Source organism: Synechocystis sp. PCC 7509 (assembly GCF_000332075.2).
In the GTDB taxonomy this organism is placed as follows: Bacteria; Cyanobacteriota; Cyanobacteriia; order Cyanobacteriales; family Chroococcidiopsidaceae; genus Aliterella.
Window position 1 is genome coordinate 79,081 of record NZ_ALVU02000002.1, and the last position, 14,439, is coordinate 93,519.

At 41.1% G+C, this 14,439-nt stretch carries 17 protein-coding genes and 2 pseudogenes; 7 read left to right on the forward strand and 12 right to left on the reverse strand.

The genetic code is table 11. The features are described 5' to 3' along the window. Positions 1 to 129 precede the first annotated feature (129 nt). The 5 genes and pseudogenes from SYN7509_RS31095 to SYN7509_RS0221575 all read right to left on the reverse strand — a co-directional run. A pseudogene (locus tag SYN7509_RS31095) lies at positions 130 to 261 on the reverse strand (IS6 family transposase); the annotation flags it as partial. Between the two features lie 142 nt (positions 262 to 403). Next, complete coding sequence (locus SYN7509_RS0221560; protein WP_009630798.1) at positions 404 to 1,096, reverse strand: urease accessory protein UreF; 693 nt, start codon at positions 1,094 to 1,096, stop codon at positions 404 to 406. Between the two features lies 1 nt (position 1,097). Beyond that, positions 1,098 to 1,607, reverse strand: a complete 510-nt coding sequence (locus SYN7509_RS0221565) for an urease accessory protein UreE (protein WP_009630799.1) — start codon at positions 1,605 to 1,607, stop codon at positions 1,098 to 1,100. Continuing rightward, on the reverse strand, positions 1,604 to 2,239 hold the full coding sequence (locus SYN7509_RS27850) for an urease accessory protein UreD (RefSeq protein ID WP_227501571.1): 636 nt from the start codon (positions 2,237 to 2,239) through the stop codon (positions 1,604 to 1,606). The genes SYN7509_RS0221565 and SYN7509_RS27850 overlap by 4 nt, the downstream gene beginning before the upstream one ends. 42 nt (positions 2,240 to 2,281) lie before the next feature. Continuing rightward, the gene (locus SYN7509_RS0221575; RefSeq protein ID WP_028954484.1) at positions 2,282 to 2,992 is read right to left on the reverse strand and encodes an IS6 family transposase; all 711 of its coding nucleotides are present in this window, start codon (positions 2,990 to 2,992) and stop codon (positions 2,282 to 2,284) included. 14 nt (positions 2,993 to 3,006) lie between these two features. Between SYN7509_RS0221575 and SYN7509_RS26695 the strand changes: the two genes are divergently transcribed. Continuing rightward, positions 3,007 to 3,228, forward strand: coding sequence for a type II toxin-antitoxin system TacA family antitoxin (locus tag SYN7509_RS26695; RefSeq protein WP_009629943.1), 222 nt, complete (start codon positions 3,007 to 3,009; stop codon positions 3,226 to 3,228). Next, on the forward strand, positions 3,225 to 4,649 hold the full coding sequence (locus SYN7509_RS0221585; RefSeq protein WP_227501572.1) for an HNH endonuclease domain-containing protein: 1,425 nt from the start codon (positions 3,225 to 3,227) through the stop codon (positions 4,647 to 4,649). Before SYN7509_RS26695 ends, SYN7509_RS0221585 begins: the two co-directional genes overlap by 4 nt. 696 nt (positions 4,650 to 5,345) lie before the next feature. On the opposite strand, the gene SYN7509_RS0221590 is transcribed toward SYN7509_RS0221585, so the two are convergent. After that, positions 5,346 to 5,633: a hypothetical protein gene (locus SYN7509_RS0221590; RefSeq protein ID WP_009629945.1), complete on the reverse strand. Its 288-nt coding sequence runs from the start codon at positions 5,631 to 5,633 to the stop codon at positions 5,346 to 5,348. After that, complete coding sequence (locus tag SYN7509_RS0221595) at positions 5,630 to 6,223, reverse strand: ParA family protein (protein ID WP_009629946.1); 594 nt, start codon at positions 6,221 to 6,223, stop codon at positions 5,630 to 5,632. Before SYN7509_RS0221595 ends, SYN7509_RS0221590 begins: the two co-directional genes overlap by 4 nt. 407 nt (positions 6,224 to 6,630) lie before the next feature. On the opposite strand from SYN7509_RS0221595, the pseudogene SYN7509_RS26700 reads away from it, so the two are divergent. Next, positions 6,631 to 7,343: pseudogene (locus SYN7509_RS26700) on the forward strand (IS6 family transposase). Between the two features lie 132 nt (positions 7,344 to 7,475). Then, positions 7,476 to 9,305, forward strand: coding sequence for a bifunctional diguanylate cyclase/phosphodiesterase (locus tag SYN7509_RS26705; protein WP_051482664.1), 1,830 nt, complete (start codon positions 7,476 to 7,478; stop codon positions 9,303 to 9,305). Between the two features lie 99 nt (positions 9,306 to 9,404). Here the strand turns inward: SYN7509_RS26705 and SYN7509_RS29360 are convergent, their stop codons facing one another. Together SYN7509_RS29360 and SYN7509_RS30280 are read right to left on the reverse strand one after the other, a co-directional pair. After that, positions 9,405 to 9,911: an ISAs1 family transposase gene (locus SYN7509_RS29360; protein ID WP_009630465.1), complete on the reverse strand. Its 507-nt coding sequence runs from the start codon at positions 9,909 to 9,911 to the stop codon at positions 9,405 to 9,407. Between the two features lie 239 nt (positions 9,912 to 10,150). Next, the gene (locus SYN7509_RS30280) at positions 10,151 to 10,318 is read right to left on the reverse strand and encodes a hypothetical protein (protein WP_158506180.1); all 168 of its coding nucleotides are present in this window, start codon (positions 10,316 to 10,318) and stop codon (positions 10,151 to 10,153) included. Positions 10,319 to 10,518: 200 nt separating this feature from the next. On the opposite strand from SYN7509_RS30280, the gene SYN7509_RS0221615 reads away from it, so the two are divergent. Then, positions 10,519 to 11,691, forward strand: a complete 1,173-nt coding sequence (locus tag SYN7509_RS0221615; protein WP_432205690.1) for an IS4 family transposase — start codon at positions 10,519 to 10,521, stop codon at positions 11,689 to 11,691. Positions 11,692 to 12,105: 414 nt separating this feature from the next. Here SYN7509_RS0221615 and SYN7509_RS28815 read toward each other — a convergent pair whose 3' ends face one another. Continuing rightward, positions 12,106 to 12,354 carry a DUF433 domain-containing protein gene (locus SYN7509_RS28815; RefSeq protein ID WP_009630462.1) on the reverse strand — a complete coding sequence of 83 codons (249 nt, stop codon included), beginning with the start codon at positions 12,352 to 12,354 and terminating at the stop codon, positions 12,106 to 12,108. A 120-nt stretch (positions 12,355 to 12,474) separates the two neighbouring features. Beyond that, positions 12,475 to 12,750 (reverse strand): hypothetical protein, encoded by a 276-nt coding sequence (locus SYN7509_RS0221625; RefSeq protein WP_009630461.1) that lies wholly within the window; start codon positions 12,748 to 12,750, stop codon positions 12,475 to 12,477. A gap of 171 nt (positions 12,751 to 12,921) precedes the next feature. Here SYN7509_RS0221625 and SYN7509_RS0221630 point away from each other — a divergent pair, with 171 nt between their 5' ends. Then, positions 12,922 to 13,176: a hypothetical protein gene (locus SYN7509_RS0221630; protein WP_009630460.1), complete on the forward strand. Its 255-nt coding sequence runs from the start codon at positions 12,922 to 12,924 to the stop codon at positions 13,174 to 13,176. A 214-nt stretch (positions 13,177 to 13,390) separates the two neighbouring features. On the opposite strand, the gene SYN7509_RS28820 is transcribed toward SYN7509_RS0221630, so the two are convergent. Continuing rightward, complete coding sequence (locus SYN7509_RS28820; protein WP_009630459.1) at positions 13,391 to 13,543, reverse strand: N-6 DNA methylase; 153 nt, start codon at positions 13,541 to 13,543, stop codon at positions 13,391 to 13,393. Positions 13,544 to 13,620: 77 nt separating this feature from the next. On the opposite strand from SYN7509_RS28820, the gene SYN7509_RS0221635 reads away from it, so the two are divergent. After that, a complete protein-coding gene (locus SYN7509_RS0221635; protein ID WP_148298157.1) occupies positions 13,621 to 14,439 on the forward strand; it encodes a ParA family protein in 819 nt (272 codons plus the stop codon).

The following is a 14,439-nucleotide window of genomic DNA, read 5'->3' on the forward strand; positions in this document are numbered from 1 at the left end:
AGTTCCGATTATGCAATCACTCCGAAGATTTGATGGATGAAGACAAGTCGCTCTTTGATGGCTCCTTTCGGAACGCCAATAACTTGTCCTTTCTCTTGGAAAGGTTTACGGAAGGCACAGCCTCCCGCAAACTTTCCGCTTTCTCATCATGTTTGTAATTTCATATCCTCTAACGGTTCGCCGTGCCGTATTAAATGAGCCAAATCCCATCCCCGGTTTAACTAATCGTTTTAGCCAAGGGTGGTCTTGCTCCACTATATCTACCCCTACACCTAGCGCTTGGGTCGCCACTGCAATTGCTCCTGCAAACGCAAGAAAAAGTGACGCGCTTTCTTCACCGCCTCTTGATATTTAGCCTCACATGACAGGTTTTTCACACCTGCTTCTAAGCCTTTGAGAACGATCAATTTGTAAATTGCCTTTGACTAAGGTACTTATGGCGCATTTGAGCAATATCTATAGCTGGAGTACAAGATCGTATATCATCTAGAGTCATAGATATTGCATTATTAATAATCGGTTCAATGTCAAAAGCGATCGCATTTATTACCACTTGTGCTTGAATATGTCCCAACACACCTAAACGAATCGCCGCATTAGCTAAACTAGCAATAAAACTATGCACAAAAGCCAGCATTGTATCGCTTTCATTTAATAGCGCAGTACGTCCAACTACTGCAAAAATCACTGGATGTAAGCATTGAATTGTCCCTGTAGCGGTATCTACAGCTAAAGTTTGTAGTTGCTCATCGTTCCAAACTGATTGAGCCACCATCAGTAAAGCCCTGCCACTTTTGCGTTGTGTTTCGCGGGTTTGGGCAATGGTCGTTGAAGCAAATAATCGTAAATCCGCGCGGCGAATCTCCACCAAGTCATTATTTATACTAGCGCGATGGGCGTTAAGCAAAGCTACTAAGTCAGATGTACCTATTTTGTTATAAAGCAGCAGTTTAAGAAATTCTTGGAAGTCGTCAGCAGTTTTAATTTGCCCAGAGTAAACCAGCGATTCTAAGCCATGAGAAAGTGTAAAAGAGCCTGACGGGAAAGCTGAGTCAGATAGCTGCATCAGCGCCATCTGTTGAACAATTAGAGACATCTTAATGAGAGTGAGGAGAGAAGATAAGTTTTTGATCGGGCGATCGCACTTCGTAACTGACGCATAAGCCAGGAATATTAAATCGTTTAATCGTAGCTGTTATTACTTCAAGAGGTGTTACAAGTTCAACATAAATTTTACCTGCTTCTAACAAAATAGGATAATGATGATTGCCTAATACGTGACCTAGATGGATAAGCTCTAGTGCGCGATCGCCTACAACGCCAGTAAAACTAATAACAACTACTTTTTGCGCTTCTATATGTACAACTAATAGTTGTCCCTGTTCGGTTTTAAATACATCACCAGTGTTTAAGATGCGATCGCGCTCTTTAATAATACCCACCGCAACGCCAGAAGTTGAACGGGCATAAATTCGTCCTTTAGAACTATTATCTGGATGCAGGTATACTTCTAAACAATCACCTGCAACGCGCTCCTGCTCGATTTGCTCTGCTAAAGTTGCATCAATGTTATAGTTACCCAACCAAGTGTTTGCTATTTGAGTCATTTAGGGATCTCTGGTAAAGCTGGGCGGTTTGTTAATTTCCTGACGCAGTTCATAACGTACTGAATATAAACTTTAATTATTCCCGTATTTCCCGCCATTACTCTAACTACTAAACCGTTGCAGTTAGGTAAAGACGAACTAGCGCAGGCGATCGCACTTTCTCTAGGCGAGATAAAACTTTCTAACTCTTTACTCAACTTTTTTAGTTCAACTTCTGGCAGCACGAGTATTAAGTTAGCAATTATTGGCAGAGAAGAAAAAATTTTATTGTGAGAAAAGGGGTTAAGTTTACCCTCTAGACGCATAGTATCAGCAAAAATTAATTCCCCAGATGGCGAAGTTACTTCCATGCGACTAAAGTAGTATTGAAAATTATAAAACTCTCCTCTTGCTAACCTTCCAGGTACAACAATCTCACTAATAAATAATTGTGCTGTAGGATGGAGTTTGACTTTGATGGTTTGCTCCAATGCTGAGTTGGAATAGAAAATTAAGGGTTCGCTGACAAATTCTAAACTAGCTCTGTCGCCTACTTCGATTTCATAGCAAGTTTTAGCCAACTCGCCTATAGGCATACTATGTACTTTGGTTGCAGATTGATCGGTTAAGTACAAATTAGGGTTGTGTTGCAAAAACTTAGTGAAGACAGAAAACCCCTGTGGCAGGAGTTGAAATTATGCAACTACCCCAAAGATTTGATAGATAAAGACAAGTCGCTCTTTGATGGCTCCCCTGGGAACACCAATAACTTGTCCTTTTCTAACCATGTTCAGAGTTTCATATCCCCGAATGGTTCTTCTTGCAGTGTTGAAGGAGCCAAATCCCATTCCTGGTTTGACTAATCGTTTTATCCCCCGATGGTCTTGCTCCACAATATTATTGAGATATTTAATCTGTCGTAATTTCACTACTTCGGGTAACTTATTGGCAGCTTTGAGTACGTTAATCGCTTTTGGATAAGCAGGGTTCTTATCCACAGTGATGACTCTTGGTACGGAAGTGTGAATTGCTTTCAATGTCTTACGCAAAAACCGTTTCGCCGCTTTCGCATCCCGCTTCGCTGTGAGGAGGAAGTCTAAGGTGTTCCCTGCCGAATCGACTGCTCGGTATAAATACTTCTGCTTGCCTTTGACCAAAATATAGGTTTCATCTACCCGCCATGAGTCATTAGTAAGCTTTAGATACGGTCTGACTCGTTTGTCCATTTCTGGACTATATTCTTGCACCCAACGGAAGACGGTGCTGTGATGTATATCTAATCCCCGCTCGTTCACCATCTCTGTTACTTGGCGATAGGAAAGCGGATAGCTTAGATACCACCGAACACAACGTAGGATGATTTCTGACTGATAATGCCGCCACTTGAAGGGGGATTTAGAATTCATTAGAGGCCGGTACAATGATTTTCTCTAGCGGAATTATTTCAGCCTACCATTTTTTGCAACACAACCCCCTATTTCATCTGTTACCAGCCGCCAAACAGGAAGTAGACTCCTATAAAAAGCTAGTTTTGTCTAATCATGACCGGGACTTGTTTCTGTCAGTTATGGACAATCCCCCACAACTTGCGGGGAAACTCAAAGGAGCTATCAAAAAATATAGAGAAAAGTATGAAAAGTGATAAAGAGACAAAATAAAATTTTCTTCCTAGGCAAAATTATGGGAAAAGCGGGTAAGGCACTGAGACAAGTATTAAATTCTTACAGCATCAGCCAAAGCTTGCTGGCAACTAAGTTAGGTTTTGAGCTTCCTATTGTCTTGCGTTGGTTTAACGAACAAACAGACCCCTCTGCGGAAACTGTTGTTGAAATTGTCCAAGCCTTGCACAATATCAATACATCTGCTGGAGAAGACTTCATACAACACTACTTAGGCGGTCTGACATTTGCGCGCCAGACAACTTTAATTCAAGAACTGCCCCCATCGCCAAGGGTTAATGTCTCAGTTCTATCTCAAATTTTCAACAATACAACCAACTCTTATAAGTACCTGTTTTTTCTATCCTTATTAGATATTCTTAGAAGAAAACATTTTGATACTTCATTACCTATTAATTTTGAGGAAATTATTATAGAGATGCTGGCAAATGCTTGGTATCCTCACAATTACTTTAAATTGTCTTTTGGAACAACAGACCACATTGCCAATAAGCTAGACACTCTAAGCTTAGAAATTACTGAACCAATTTTAAATTTTAAAGATGCAGATAAAAAGCTATTACGAAAAACAATTCAATTGCAAAATCTTGAGGATATTAATAGTTTTATAAGCAGGTATGTTCCTTTTCGGCTAATTCGTCCCTTCTCTGCCCAAGAAACTAAGGGTTTAGTTGATATTGAAGTTAATCCAGTCCTCATCAATCTTGCTAAACACCAGTTTGACGTAAAAAAGCCAATTTATTGTTTTGATTCAGAGTATCTACGAGATTGCAGGGCAATCATTTTCCATCAAGACTGGGTAGAATATATTGCTGAAAACTATTCAATTATTAGAGGTTGGGTATCTTGGGAATGGCTTAAGTATATGCAAAGATGCAATCCAAGTGTTCCTAACGTTGTACATAAATTATTTCCTCTACAACAAAGAGAATCACTAAATAGCCAAACTAAATTTTGGCAACTTGTTTTAGAGCATACTGATGTTCGATGTATCTACTCTAATATAATTTTAACTACAGACAATATCTCTCTCGATCATTATTTACCCTGGTCTTTTGTTGCTCATGACCAGCTATGGAATTTAATCCCGACAATCCCATCAGTAAATTCTAGCAAGTCTAATAATATTCCTTCAGTAGATAAGTATTTTGCTAAATTGGTTGAGCTTCAATATGTAGGCTTGACTGTTTCTTACAATTATCTTCCCGAACAATTATGGAATAAATATATTGAATCGTATTTAACTGACTTGAGAATATCTGACAAAAATAACTTGCTTAATTTAGACAGTATTAGGTCTGCGTACACAAACACAGTTCTTCCTTTAATCTCTCTTGCTACTACCCAAGGCTTTATAGCAGGCTGGTCATACCAGAAAAAATGATTGAATCAATTTATATCTGCTAATTAAAGTTAGCAGGCATTAGCCGAGCAATATGGGCTATAGCTGAAATTTAAAAAAATAGTAAGTCTTAGGATCAAAGCGGCATTAAATTATTCGGTTCTCGGCTCAACCCTACTTTAAGTTGCTTAAATACAATAGCGTCCTAGGTTTTCTGACTAGAAAATTGCGTTTGGAGCAATATGAACGTGCTTGTAACTTTTCTTAAAACCCTTACCAAGTGAAGGTTTCAAGCAAGTAATTGTTCAACGAGGGGGAGATCATTATACAATGAGGGGGAGTCATTAATGGGTATAAAATAGCTATAACTTATGTATATCAATGGTTACAAGCACATACAATGATTAATTTAATTTTGTAACTATTGCTGTGCGGACTTTTCAGCCAATGGATGTGTTTTGGATGTCATACTTTTTGATACTCTTTTGGAAAAAAAGCTTTGCTGACAAGAGGCGCGAAGGTGATAATGCCCAACCTCATTTTCGCTATTCCCGCAAATCTAGGGCTTATGCAAAAACATCCAATATTCTCCTCAGCCTTGACTGCTCGGTTTTAACCTTTTGAAAAGCTTACAGCATAATAATTTTGAGCTATCTTGCCCCTAGCGTCAGCTACGCGCTTATCTGCCCCATTTAAAGGGTTCCCGTAAATTCAACTGTAGATTGAAAGTTTAAGTTTTCAAGTACGCAATTTTAACCAATCTTCCAACAACTCCTGAATCAACTCGCTAAACTCGCGCTTTTGACCCTCCCGCAGCAACGTTATCTTTATCTCTTGGTAGGTGTCCTTCTTTATGTATGCCGTCACCTGCTCGTAGTCAGGATGCGATCGCTTCCCTTTGGGTCTTCCCCGTTTTAGGGGCTGCTCTACGTCCTCAACTAACTGAGGTTGCTTTGCTTCTAGTTCTTCTGGCTCTGACTCTTTGCCCTTAGCCGCATCTAAAAGACTTTTGAATTTGCTACTCACTTCATCACCTCCTGACCGATGTGTTGATAATCGCGCCAAGCAATCCCGGCGCGTGGATCGGAAACTAAATTAACTGGAACACCTGCAAGAGCAGCTTTTTGAAAAGCTACTCCTTCGCGGATACCTCCAATAAATAGAGGTAGTCCAGCATCGCTTAACATCTCTCTTGCTTCCGCTCCATCCCGCCGGGGTTTGGACGGAATGCGAGTAATTAGAATGCGGTATTTTTCCGAGCCTAATGACTTAAGAGCATCAACAGTTTGCATCAAAGCATCAAGGGAAAGGGCATCAGGAGTAGTGGGTAATACCAGTAAATCGCATCCTTCAGCTAGTGCTTCTAAGTCTTCCTGCTCTGGTCGAGCTTGAGTATCGATGACAATGTGTTGATAGTTTGGGGCGTGTTTAGCAGCTTGTCGCTCGTCAATTACTTTGAATGGTAGATTTCCGCGTTTCGCCCAGCCTGTTGCCGAGCGGTTTGGATCGCCGTCAATTAGGAGGGTTTCGCCTTTGGGTTGTAAGTAGGCGGCTAAGTGAACTGCGGTTGTAGTTTTACCAACGCCACCTTTGAACGATGCAACTGTGATAATCATATTGGTGGTATGAACCCTTGAGTATTGAGAGTGTCAAAAAGCTGAATCGCTAGGTATTTGAACTTTTGAGTACGCAAATGTCTAAAACTAGGAGGTCGTTTTTAGTATAGTTGAGTTATCAAAATTTTGAATTTGTAAATTGCTGAGTTTTTAATTACGCAAGTTTTTAAGCTTTTGAATTTTTGAGTACGCGAAAAGTTAAAATCTTAGTAATTTATTAATAGTTTATATCCACTAGGAGTATATGGCTACTTGCTTATTTTAAAAGTTTAAAATGCCCAAAAGTTGAAAACTCGACTATTTGAATACGCAAAAAGTTAAATAACTAAAATAAAAAATAGGGTTGTGTTGCAAAAAATGGTAGGCTGAAATAATTCCGCTAGAGAAAATCATTGTACCGGCCTCTAATGAATTCTAAATCCCCCTTCAAGTGGCGGCATTATCAGTCAGAAATCATCCTACGTTGTGTTCGGTGGTATCTAAGCTATCCGCTTTCCTATCGCCAAGTAACAGAGATGGTGAACGAGCGGGGATTAGATATACATCACAGCACCGTCTTCCGTTGGGTGCAAGAATATAGTCCAGAAATGGACAAACGAGTCAGACCGTATCTAAAGCTTACTAATGACTCATGGCGGGTAGATGAAACCTATATTTTGGTCAAAGGCAAGCAGAAGTAATTTATACCGAGCAGTCGATTCGGCAGGGAACACCTTAGACTTCCTCCTCACAGCGAAGCGGGATGCGAAAGCGGCGAAACGGTTTTTGCGTAAGACATTGAAAGCAATTCACACTTCCGTACCAAGAGTCATCACTGTGGATAAGAAACCCTGCTTATCCAAAAGCGATTAACGTACTCAAAGCTGCCAATAAGTTACCCGAAGTAGTGAAATTACGACAGATTAAATATCTCAATAATATTGTGGAGCAAGACCATCGGGGGATAAAACGATTAGTCAAACCAGGAATGGGATTTGGCTCCTTCAACACTGCAAGAAGAACCATTCGGGGATATGAAACTCTGAACATGGTTAGAAAAGGACAAGTTATTGTGTTTCCCAGGGGAGCCATCAAAGAGCGACTTGTCTTTATCTATCAAATCTTTGGGGTAGTTGCATAATTTCAACTCCTGCCACAGGGGTTTTCTGTCTTCACTAAGTTTTTGCAACACAACCCTGGGGGCAGGCTATATCTCACAGGGCATGAGAGCGGTCAGCTTGGGCAGTTGTATACTTACGGAGAGCAGCCAACTGTGGTTCAGCTAGAAGAACGTCCCATCTGGCAACAAATGCTCAGTTCTTTCCAGGGTAGCTTCCCAGAATGTATTGAATGTCATCAAGAACAAAGTGTCCCTTGGAAGCCTGCTGTGAGATTGGCACAGCAATCTAAAGCAGGTAACGATGAGAGAGACTTTACTGGCAAAAATAGTGTCCCGCTGCCATACACCATTAATAATCTATATCAAGAGCCGGCTTTTGAGGCTTTAATCCCAGATTTCCAGTCAACCCCAATTCGGTCAATTTTGATTGTGCCGTTACAGTATCATCAACAGTGCGTGGGTTACCTGAGCATTTTTCGCAATGAAATTGATACTGAAATATTATGGGCAGGTCATTGGAATGAGGATGAGCGCAACCTGCTGCCAAGGAAGTCTTTCGCTGCGTGGCGAGAAATCAAAGAAGGACAGATCCAAATGTGGACTCAGGAAGAAATTAAGCTGGCTCAATCCTTGGGTACTCACCTATATATGGCTGTGATGCAAAAGCGGGTGGAGGGAATAATTCGACATCAAGCTTCTCACGACCTGCTGACTGATTTACCAAACCGTGCGTTGTTTAATGAGCGAATTTTTTTAGCTTTAGCTAACGCCCACGGTCGCGGAGAAATTTTGGCTGTGGTGTTTCTAGACCTGGATCGGTTCAAGACGATCAACGATACCCTGGGTCATGCCGTCGGAGATCAGTTGTTACAAAATGCAGCGTCACGACTGAAAGGCTGTCTACGGAAAGTGGATACCCTTGCGCGCTGGGGAGGGGATGAGTTCACCCTGCTGCTACCTCAAATTAGCTGTGCAGAAGATGTTCGCAAGACTGCTCAGAGGATTTTGGATACCTTTAGTACTCCTTTTTGTTTTGGGAATCAGGAACTTCACATCACAACCAGTATTGGGATCGCCCTGGCTCCCTACGATGGGGAAGATGCTGAAACTTTGGTTAAGAATGCCGACACCGCCATGTACTGTGCTAAGCAACTAGGCAAAAACAACTACCAGTTCTATGCCCCTACCATGAATATTAAGGCACTTGGACAACTAGTATTAGAAAACAATCTTTATAAAGCGCTAGAGCGGGAAGAATTTCTGTTGCACTACCAACCGCAGGTAGACTTAAACACTGGTGAGATTGTGGGAATGGAGGCTTTGCTTCGTTGGCAGCGTCCTGAGCTAGGATTGGTTCCGCCTGCTCAGTTTATTCCGTTGGCAGAAGAAAGTGGTCTCATCGTCCCTATTGGGGAATGGGTACTGCGAACTGCTTGTACTCAAAATCGAGCCTGGCAGTTAGCTGGGCTACCACCATTACGCATCGCAGTCAATTTCTCAGCTCGTCAGTTTCAACAACCAAATTTAGTTAAAACCATTGCCCAAGTTCTAAAAGAAACAGGACTTGAACCTGGATACTTGGAACTAGAAATTACTGAGAGCCTTGTCATGCAAAATGTGGACTTTACCATCTCAGTCTTAGGGGAACTTCAGGCCCTGGGGATCCACGTCTCCATAGATGATTTTGGGACTGGCTATTCTTCACTCAGTTCTTTAATGTACTTCCCATTGGACACGTTAAAAATCGATCAATCTTTTATTCGTAACCTAACGACAAATCCAAAAAACGCGGCTATTATTACATCAGTCATCACTTTGGGACATGGGCTAAATTTAAAGGTGATTGCTGAGGGTGTAGAAACATTAGCGCAATTGGAATTTTTGCGTTCTGTCAAGTGTGATGCTGTACAAGGATATCTCTTTAGCCGACCCCTCAGCGCTGAAGCCGCTACACAATTCAATGAACTCATCTTTCCCATTTAAATGGCGACATAAGCACAGTCCGAAATACCCCAGGGATAATTCATTCTAGAAGGGAAAATACTTTGTTGATGTCATGGGCAAGAAATCGTTCAGCCTTGGTTAGAGAATCATAGCCAGACATTCGAGCAAGATTGATGGCAATAGTGCGGATAACAGACCAATTGGTGACAGTATTGGAGTTAGTGAATGGGGCAGTGTCTTCCCCAAAATTACATCTTTCACCCAGTGCAAACGATTTTCAATTCCCCAATGCTGTCGAATCCCAGCAGCAAATGTAGTAGCCTTTGAGACTAAAGAGCTAATGTAATAGTTAGTCTGTAAATATCGTTTACCTGAGTGGATGCCGATGCGTTCAACTTGAACAAGGCTTTGCACTCCTACCCAATCGAGGGCAATGCTTTTAAGTTCAGTAAAGACCTGTACAATTCGGCAGGTAGTTCGCCCACGAATCTTCTCTACATCAACAAACCGATGACATGGCTTTTGGTGTTCGGTTTTGGTTTTAAGTTGCGCCAATAGTCGGGGTTGATTAGCTTTGACTGTGATAACATAATCGTTGCCGCCCTCTATGATTAGCTTGGTAGTTTTTTTGGCAGTGCAGGGCATCCATGGTGAACACCACTTCTTCTAAATGCAATGCCTTAAGCATTGTTTGCACTACTTTCAATTCCCCGCTCTTTTTCGATTCAAACTGTTGGCTGGCAAGCACTACTCCTTGGCGACTGCTATAGACAGAAACCAAGCCGATGAAGTTCTGATAAGCCGTCCCTTAATCTGTGACTATTCCTTTAATGCTCTTGCCGTCAATCGCTATCCACTCCCCTGGTTCGGTATCGAAAGTGCTGTTAGCCCATTGCTCGAACTACTGTGCCAACGTTTGAAAATCCAGTTTCTGTAAAATGCGACGAAAAGTCGTGTCCGATGGCAGGCGAGTTACCGTTAATCCTAGTTTTTCGCTCACTGCTTAATAGTGTCGCACCCCAAAGTCTTCCAGTGCATAATAACTTCGGCATCCACTTATTATTCCCATAATCATTAATAGCAAAATCAGCCATAGAGGATAGCGTCTACCTTAAGATGCAATACGGTTCAGTTAAGGGTCAAATAGTTGTAAATTAGGTATTGTTTCCAAAAATGGAAATTAAGGAAGGTGCATCTCAAGGAATTTTCGTTAGTGTCTCCCAAGATACAAAGTACTGAAATATTCAAGGCAATAGAGACAGCTATCCCAGCAACTTCAATCAAACAGGCGATCGCTAAAATTAAAGTTGAAGAGGAACGTCATTGCTCATTACCAGCGCAACTGGTAGTTTGCCTGGTAATAGCAATGAGCCTGTGGTCAAGAGATTCCATGCGCGATGTACTAAAAAATCTTATTGATGGTCTTTCAGAGGCATGGGTAAAAGTAGGTAAATATTGGCGATTTCCCTGTAAATCGGCTATCACCCAAGCCAGACAGCGATTAGGAGCAGAGGTCATGAGGCAATTGTTTCATCAGTTAGTACGACCAATGGCACACAGCGAAACAATAGGAGCCTTTCTCAACGGATTACGAATTGTAGTGATTGATGGAACTCGCTTAGATATCCCAGATAGTGATGAAAATGCAAGGGTTTTTGGTCGTCCGGGTAGTCGTCCTGGGACGCGATCCGCATTTCCCAAAGTTAGATTAGTGATTTTGGTAGAGGCTGGAACGCATTTAATATTCGACGCATTAATGTGTCCATATCGGATTGGAGAGCGAGTAAGGGCATTAAAGCTATTACGCTCTGTCACATCAGGAATGTTGTTGATGTGGGATAGGGGTTTACATTCCTACGCTATGGTGCAAGCAACAGTAGGTAAAGGCTATGACTATTTAGGAAGAATTCCTACCAACGTTAAATTCTTAAACGAAAAACCTTTAGATGATAGTTCGTATTTGAGTTTGATTTATCCATCTGGCAAATTTAGAAAAAAGGGTTTTGAACCAATATTGGTAAGAGTTATCGAGTACACGATTGAGAATCCTGAGCAGCCAGAAGAACAGATTAGATATCGCTTAATTACAAGCTTATTGGATATTGAAAAATTCCCAGCCCAGTTACTTGCTTGTGAATACCATCAACGTTGGGAAGTTGAGAATACGATTGATGAACTCAAAGTACATCTTTTGGGACGAAAAACTCCTATTCGTTCTCAAAAACCACGGGAGGTGGTGCAAGAAGTTTACGGTTTGCTATTAGGGCATTGGGCTGTGCGGTCGTTAATTTTTCAAGCTGCAACCAGTGCTAGAGTTGCTCCATTACGTCTTAGTTTTACCGGAACTTTACGAGTTATCCGTCGTGCTGTACCTAAGTTTCAACGTCTTAACTCCCATGATTTGCCCCTTTTTTCGATTGGTTGACCATAGAGATTCTGGATACCTTGTTGCCCGAACGGGTTCATCGGTGTAACCCCAGGGTTGTGAAAAAACCTGTATCAAAGTTTCGCTCCAAAAAACAAAAGCACAGAGGTACTGGACAGCGAGTTGAGGCTCCCAATTTCCACATTATCAATAACGCTTTTAGCCTTAACTGAACCGTATTGCCTTAAGATGTTCGAAAATCCTTAATCCTTAATTTCCTGAAGGGATTGAATTAGGCTTGCCTCCATTTCTGTTCTCCAACTCTTTCTTCTCCATCATTTTAATATTTTTTACAAAATGAATTATCCCTGGGGTACTTGCAGCTTAAACAGATTTCTGCTTCAGAACTATTGAGAGTTCCGCATTCTTTACAAGGAACTAAAGCCATTACCTTAAAATATTTAGCTAGGTTAATTAAGCAATTTTTACACCAGAGTTTTGAGATGCGATCGCTTCATCAATTTCAGCCCGTTCTTGAGTGTAGTAAGTTTGGGCAGCTTTCAAGTCATCTTTGGTCAAATCTGGGTAATCGCTCAACAAGTTTGCGAATGTGCATCCATCGTTACACAAGGCGATCAACTTCCAAACTGGGATCTGCGTCCGACCTATACAAGCGTCTCCATTACAAATTCCATCAGTCTTCCTAATTTTTGTCTTCTTCATATTGGATGCCAATGATTTTAGTGACTTTCGTCAATTTCTGTACCTATTTTCTATGATAGGACGAAGTTTATTTAATCGGTATAGCAGGGTCAACGCGGTTTTTGCCCACAAATACTTTGATTACAGAGAATTATTGCTACTATCATCAGCTACTTGTTCCTGTTCTTCTGCGGCTTCTTGCAAAAATAAAATTGCTAATCTTCTATAAGTCCCAGACCCAATGTATTGAGGATAGGTATGCGACAAGCTATATACCCATACTAAGTTTTCATCATCAAACACTCTGATATCTTCCAGCCAGCTTTTGCATTTAGGTTTGAGGGAATTGGCAGTATTTACGGCATCTGTCCATCTTTTAAATTCCTGCGAAAATCCTTTAGTTAAGACTCGAAACATGAAATTTGAATGTAGCTTGGTATAGTAATTCCATCTTGACTTAATTAAGCAAATGCTCCCGTGTCCAACTGGGTTATCTGACTAATAGAAAAACCTAATAAAGCTGATAAAATTGTAAATTAAACCTTAGATGCGTACTAAAGTTCTTCCTACAAGTATAAGTATAAGGAAATGACCCACTACTTTCGTGAACCTAAGTCTTTCAGAGGCGTTAATTGTAAAGCTGTGCCTGGAGAAAGAGCAAGAAAAGCTTGCCGGGAATGGAATAAATTGATTAGTCTCAGAGATAAATTAAAGGCTGAGGGGCGCATTGAAGAACTAGAAGAATTAGAGCGCCCCTATAAAGAGTTGTGGGAGTTTGAGAAAGAGCTTTTTGCTCCCCGAAAAAAGGCAAAGCAAAGAAAAAAACAGAAAACTAAATCGTGAGGTCTAGAAGCCCCACGCCTTTACGCTTGGGAGATGTCACAAACCTAACAGGTGGGAACCAGTAACTGCACCCAACCAACGCGCAATTTTGGTAATAATAGGTTTAGCCGTACTCCAGAGCTTTTAACCGGGATGTACAGCTTTGCTAGTTTTTTCTAAAGTTTCTGCAACGCTATCTAAACGGGTTAATGCCCTTGTCTTGGTTGGTTCCTGTCTAGCAGATAATTTTCCTTGAACCTGGCGCTATCAACTTCATTATAATTTTAATAATGTGGCGAGGAGTGCGAAACTGACCTTTAGTAGTTGCTGTTGTTAGCTTTGAGAGCATATATTCATACAAATCGCCTTTGGTGTCTCGATCTTCCATTGGTTTACTTAACCTATTTGATATATTCTAGAATCTAGAAAACAAGATTCTTTAAGCCAAGAATCTTTATGAAGGTTATGAAAAAAGACTCAGACTTAAAACAAGCTACAGTCATTGCTGTAAGCTGCTTGAGCGGTGGATCGGGAAAAACTACTACTGTATTAAATCTCGCCACTATGCTCTCGGAGAAGGGTAAAACTTTGGCTGTTGACTTTGATCCCCAAGGTAACTTAAGCCAATGGTTAGGATGGTCAGATAAATTATCTGAACTAGCGACAGTTGCTGAGGCAATCTTGCCTGACGAAGATAGAATAAATATTTCAGAGATTGTACAGTCGCCTGCAAATGAGGATCGAAAAGGCAAACTACATATTGCTCCTAGTGATTACAGTTTGGCAAGAGCAGCCGATGCGATCGCAATGGAACCAGGGCGCGAACGATTTCTGAGACGAGCTTTAAAGCCCATACTGCAAAACTATGACTTTGTAGTGATAGATAGCCCTCCTTCTAAAGGAATCCTTACCTACAACGCTATTCTTGCGGCTGATTTTCTAATTATTCCAACAGAATGTACGCATAAGGGTGTGATGGGAGCAATAAGCACTGGTGTACTTGTTAAAGAGTTAGAAGAACTGGAATTTAAAGTTCCGACTTTACTTGGTATTCTGCCGACCCGTGATCAATGGGCAGGAGCTAATCGAACTAAAATGTCCAAAGCTGCTATTGAAGCATTAGGGGCAACACTCGATAAGACTCACATTTTTAGCGCAGTCAGGCAAAGCACTACAGTCCAACAAACAAATCACATGGGTTGGTCGCTTGAAGAAGCGGGAGAAAAAGCTCTTGCCGAACCCTACAAAGAAATTATAGAAGCAATACTAAAAGGAAAATTATAA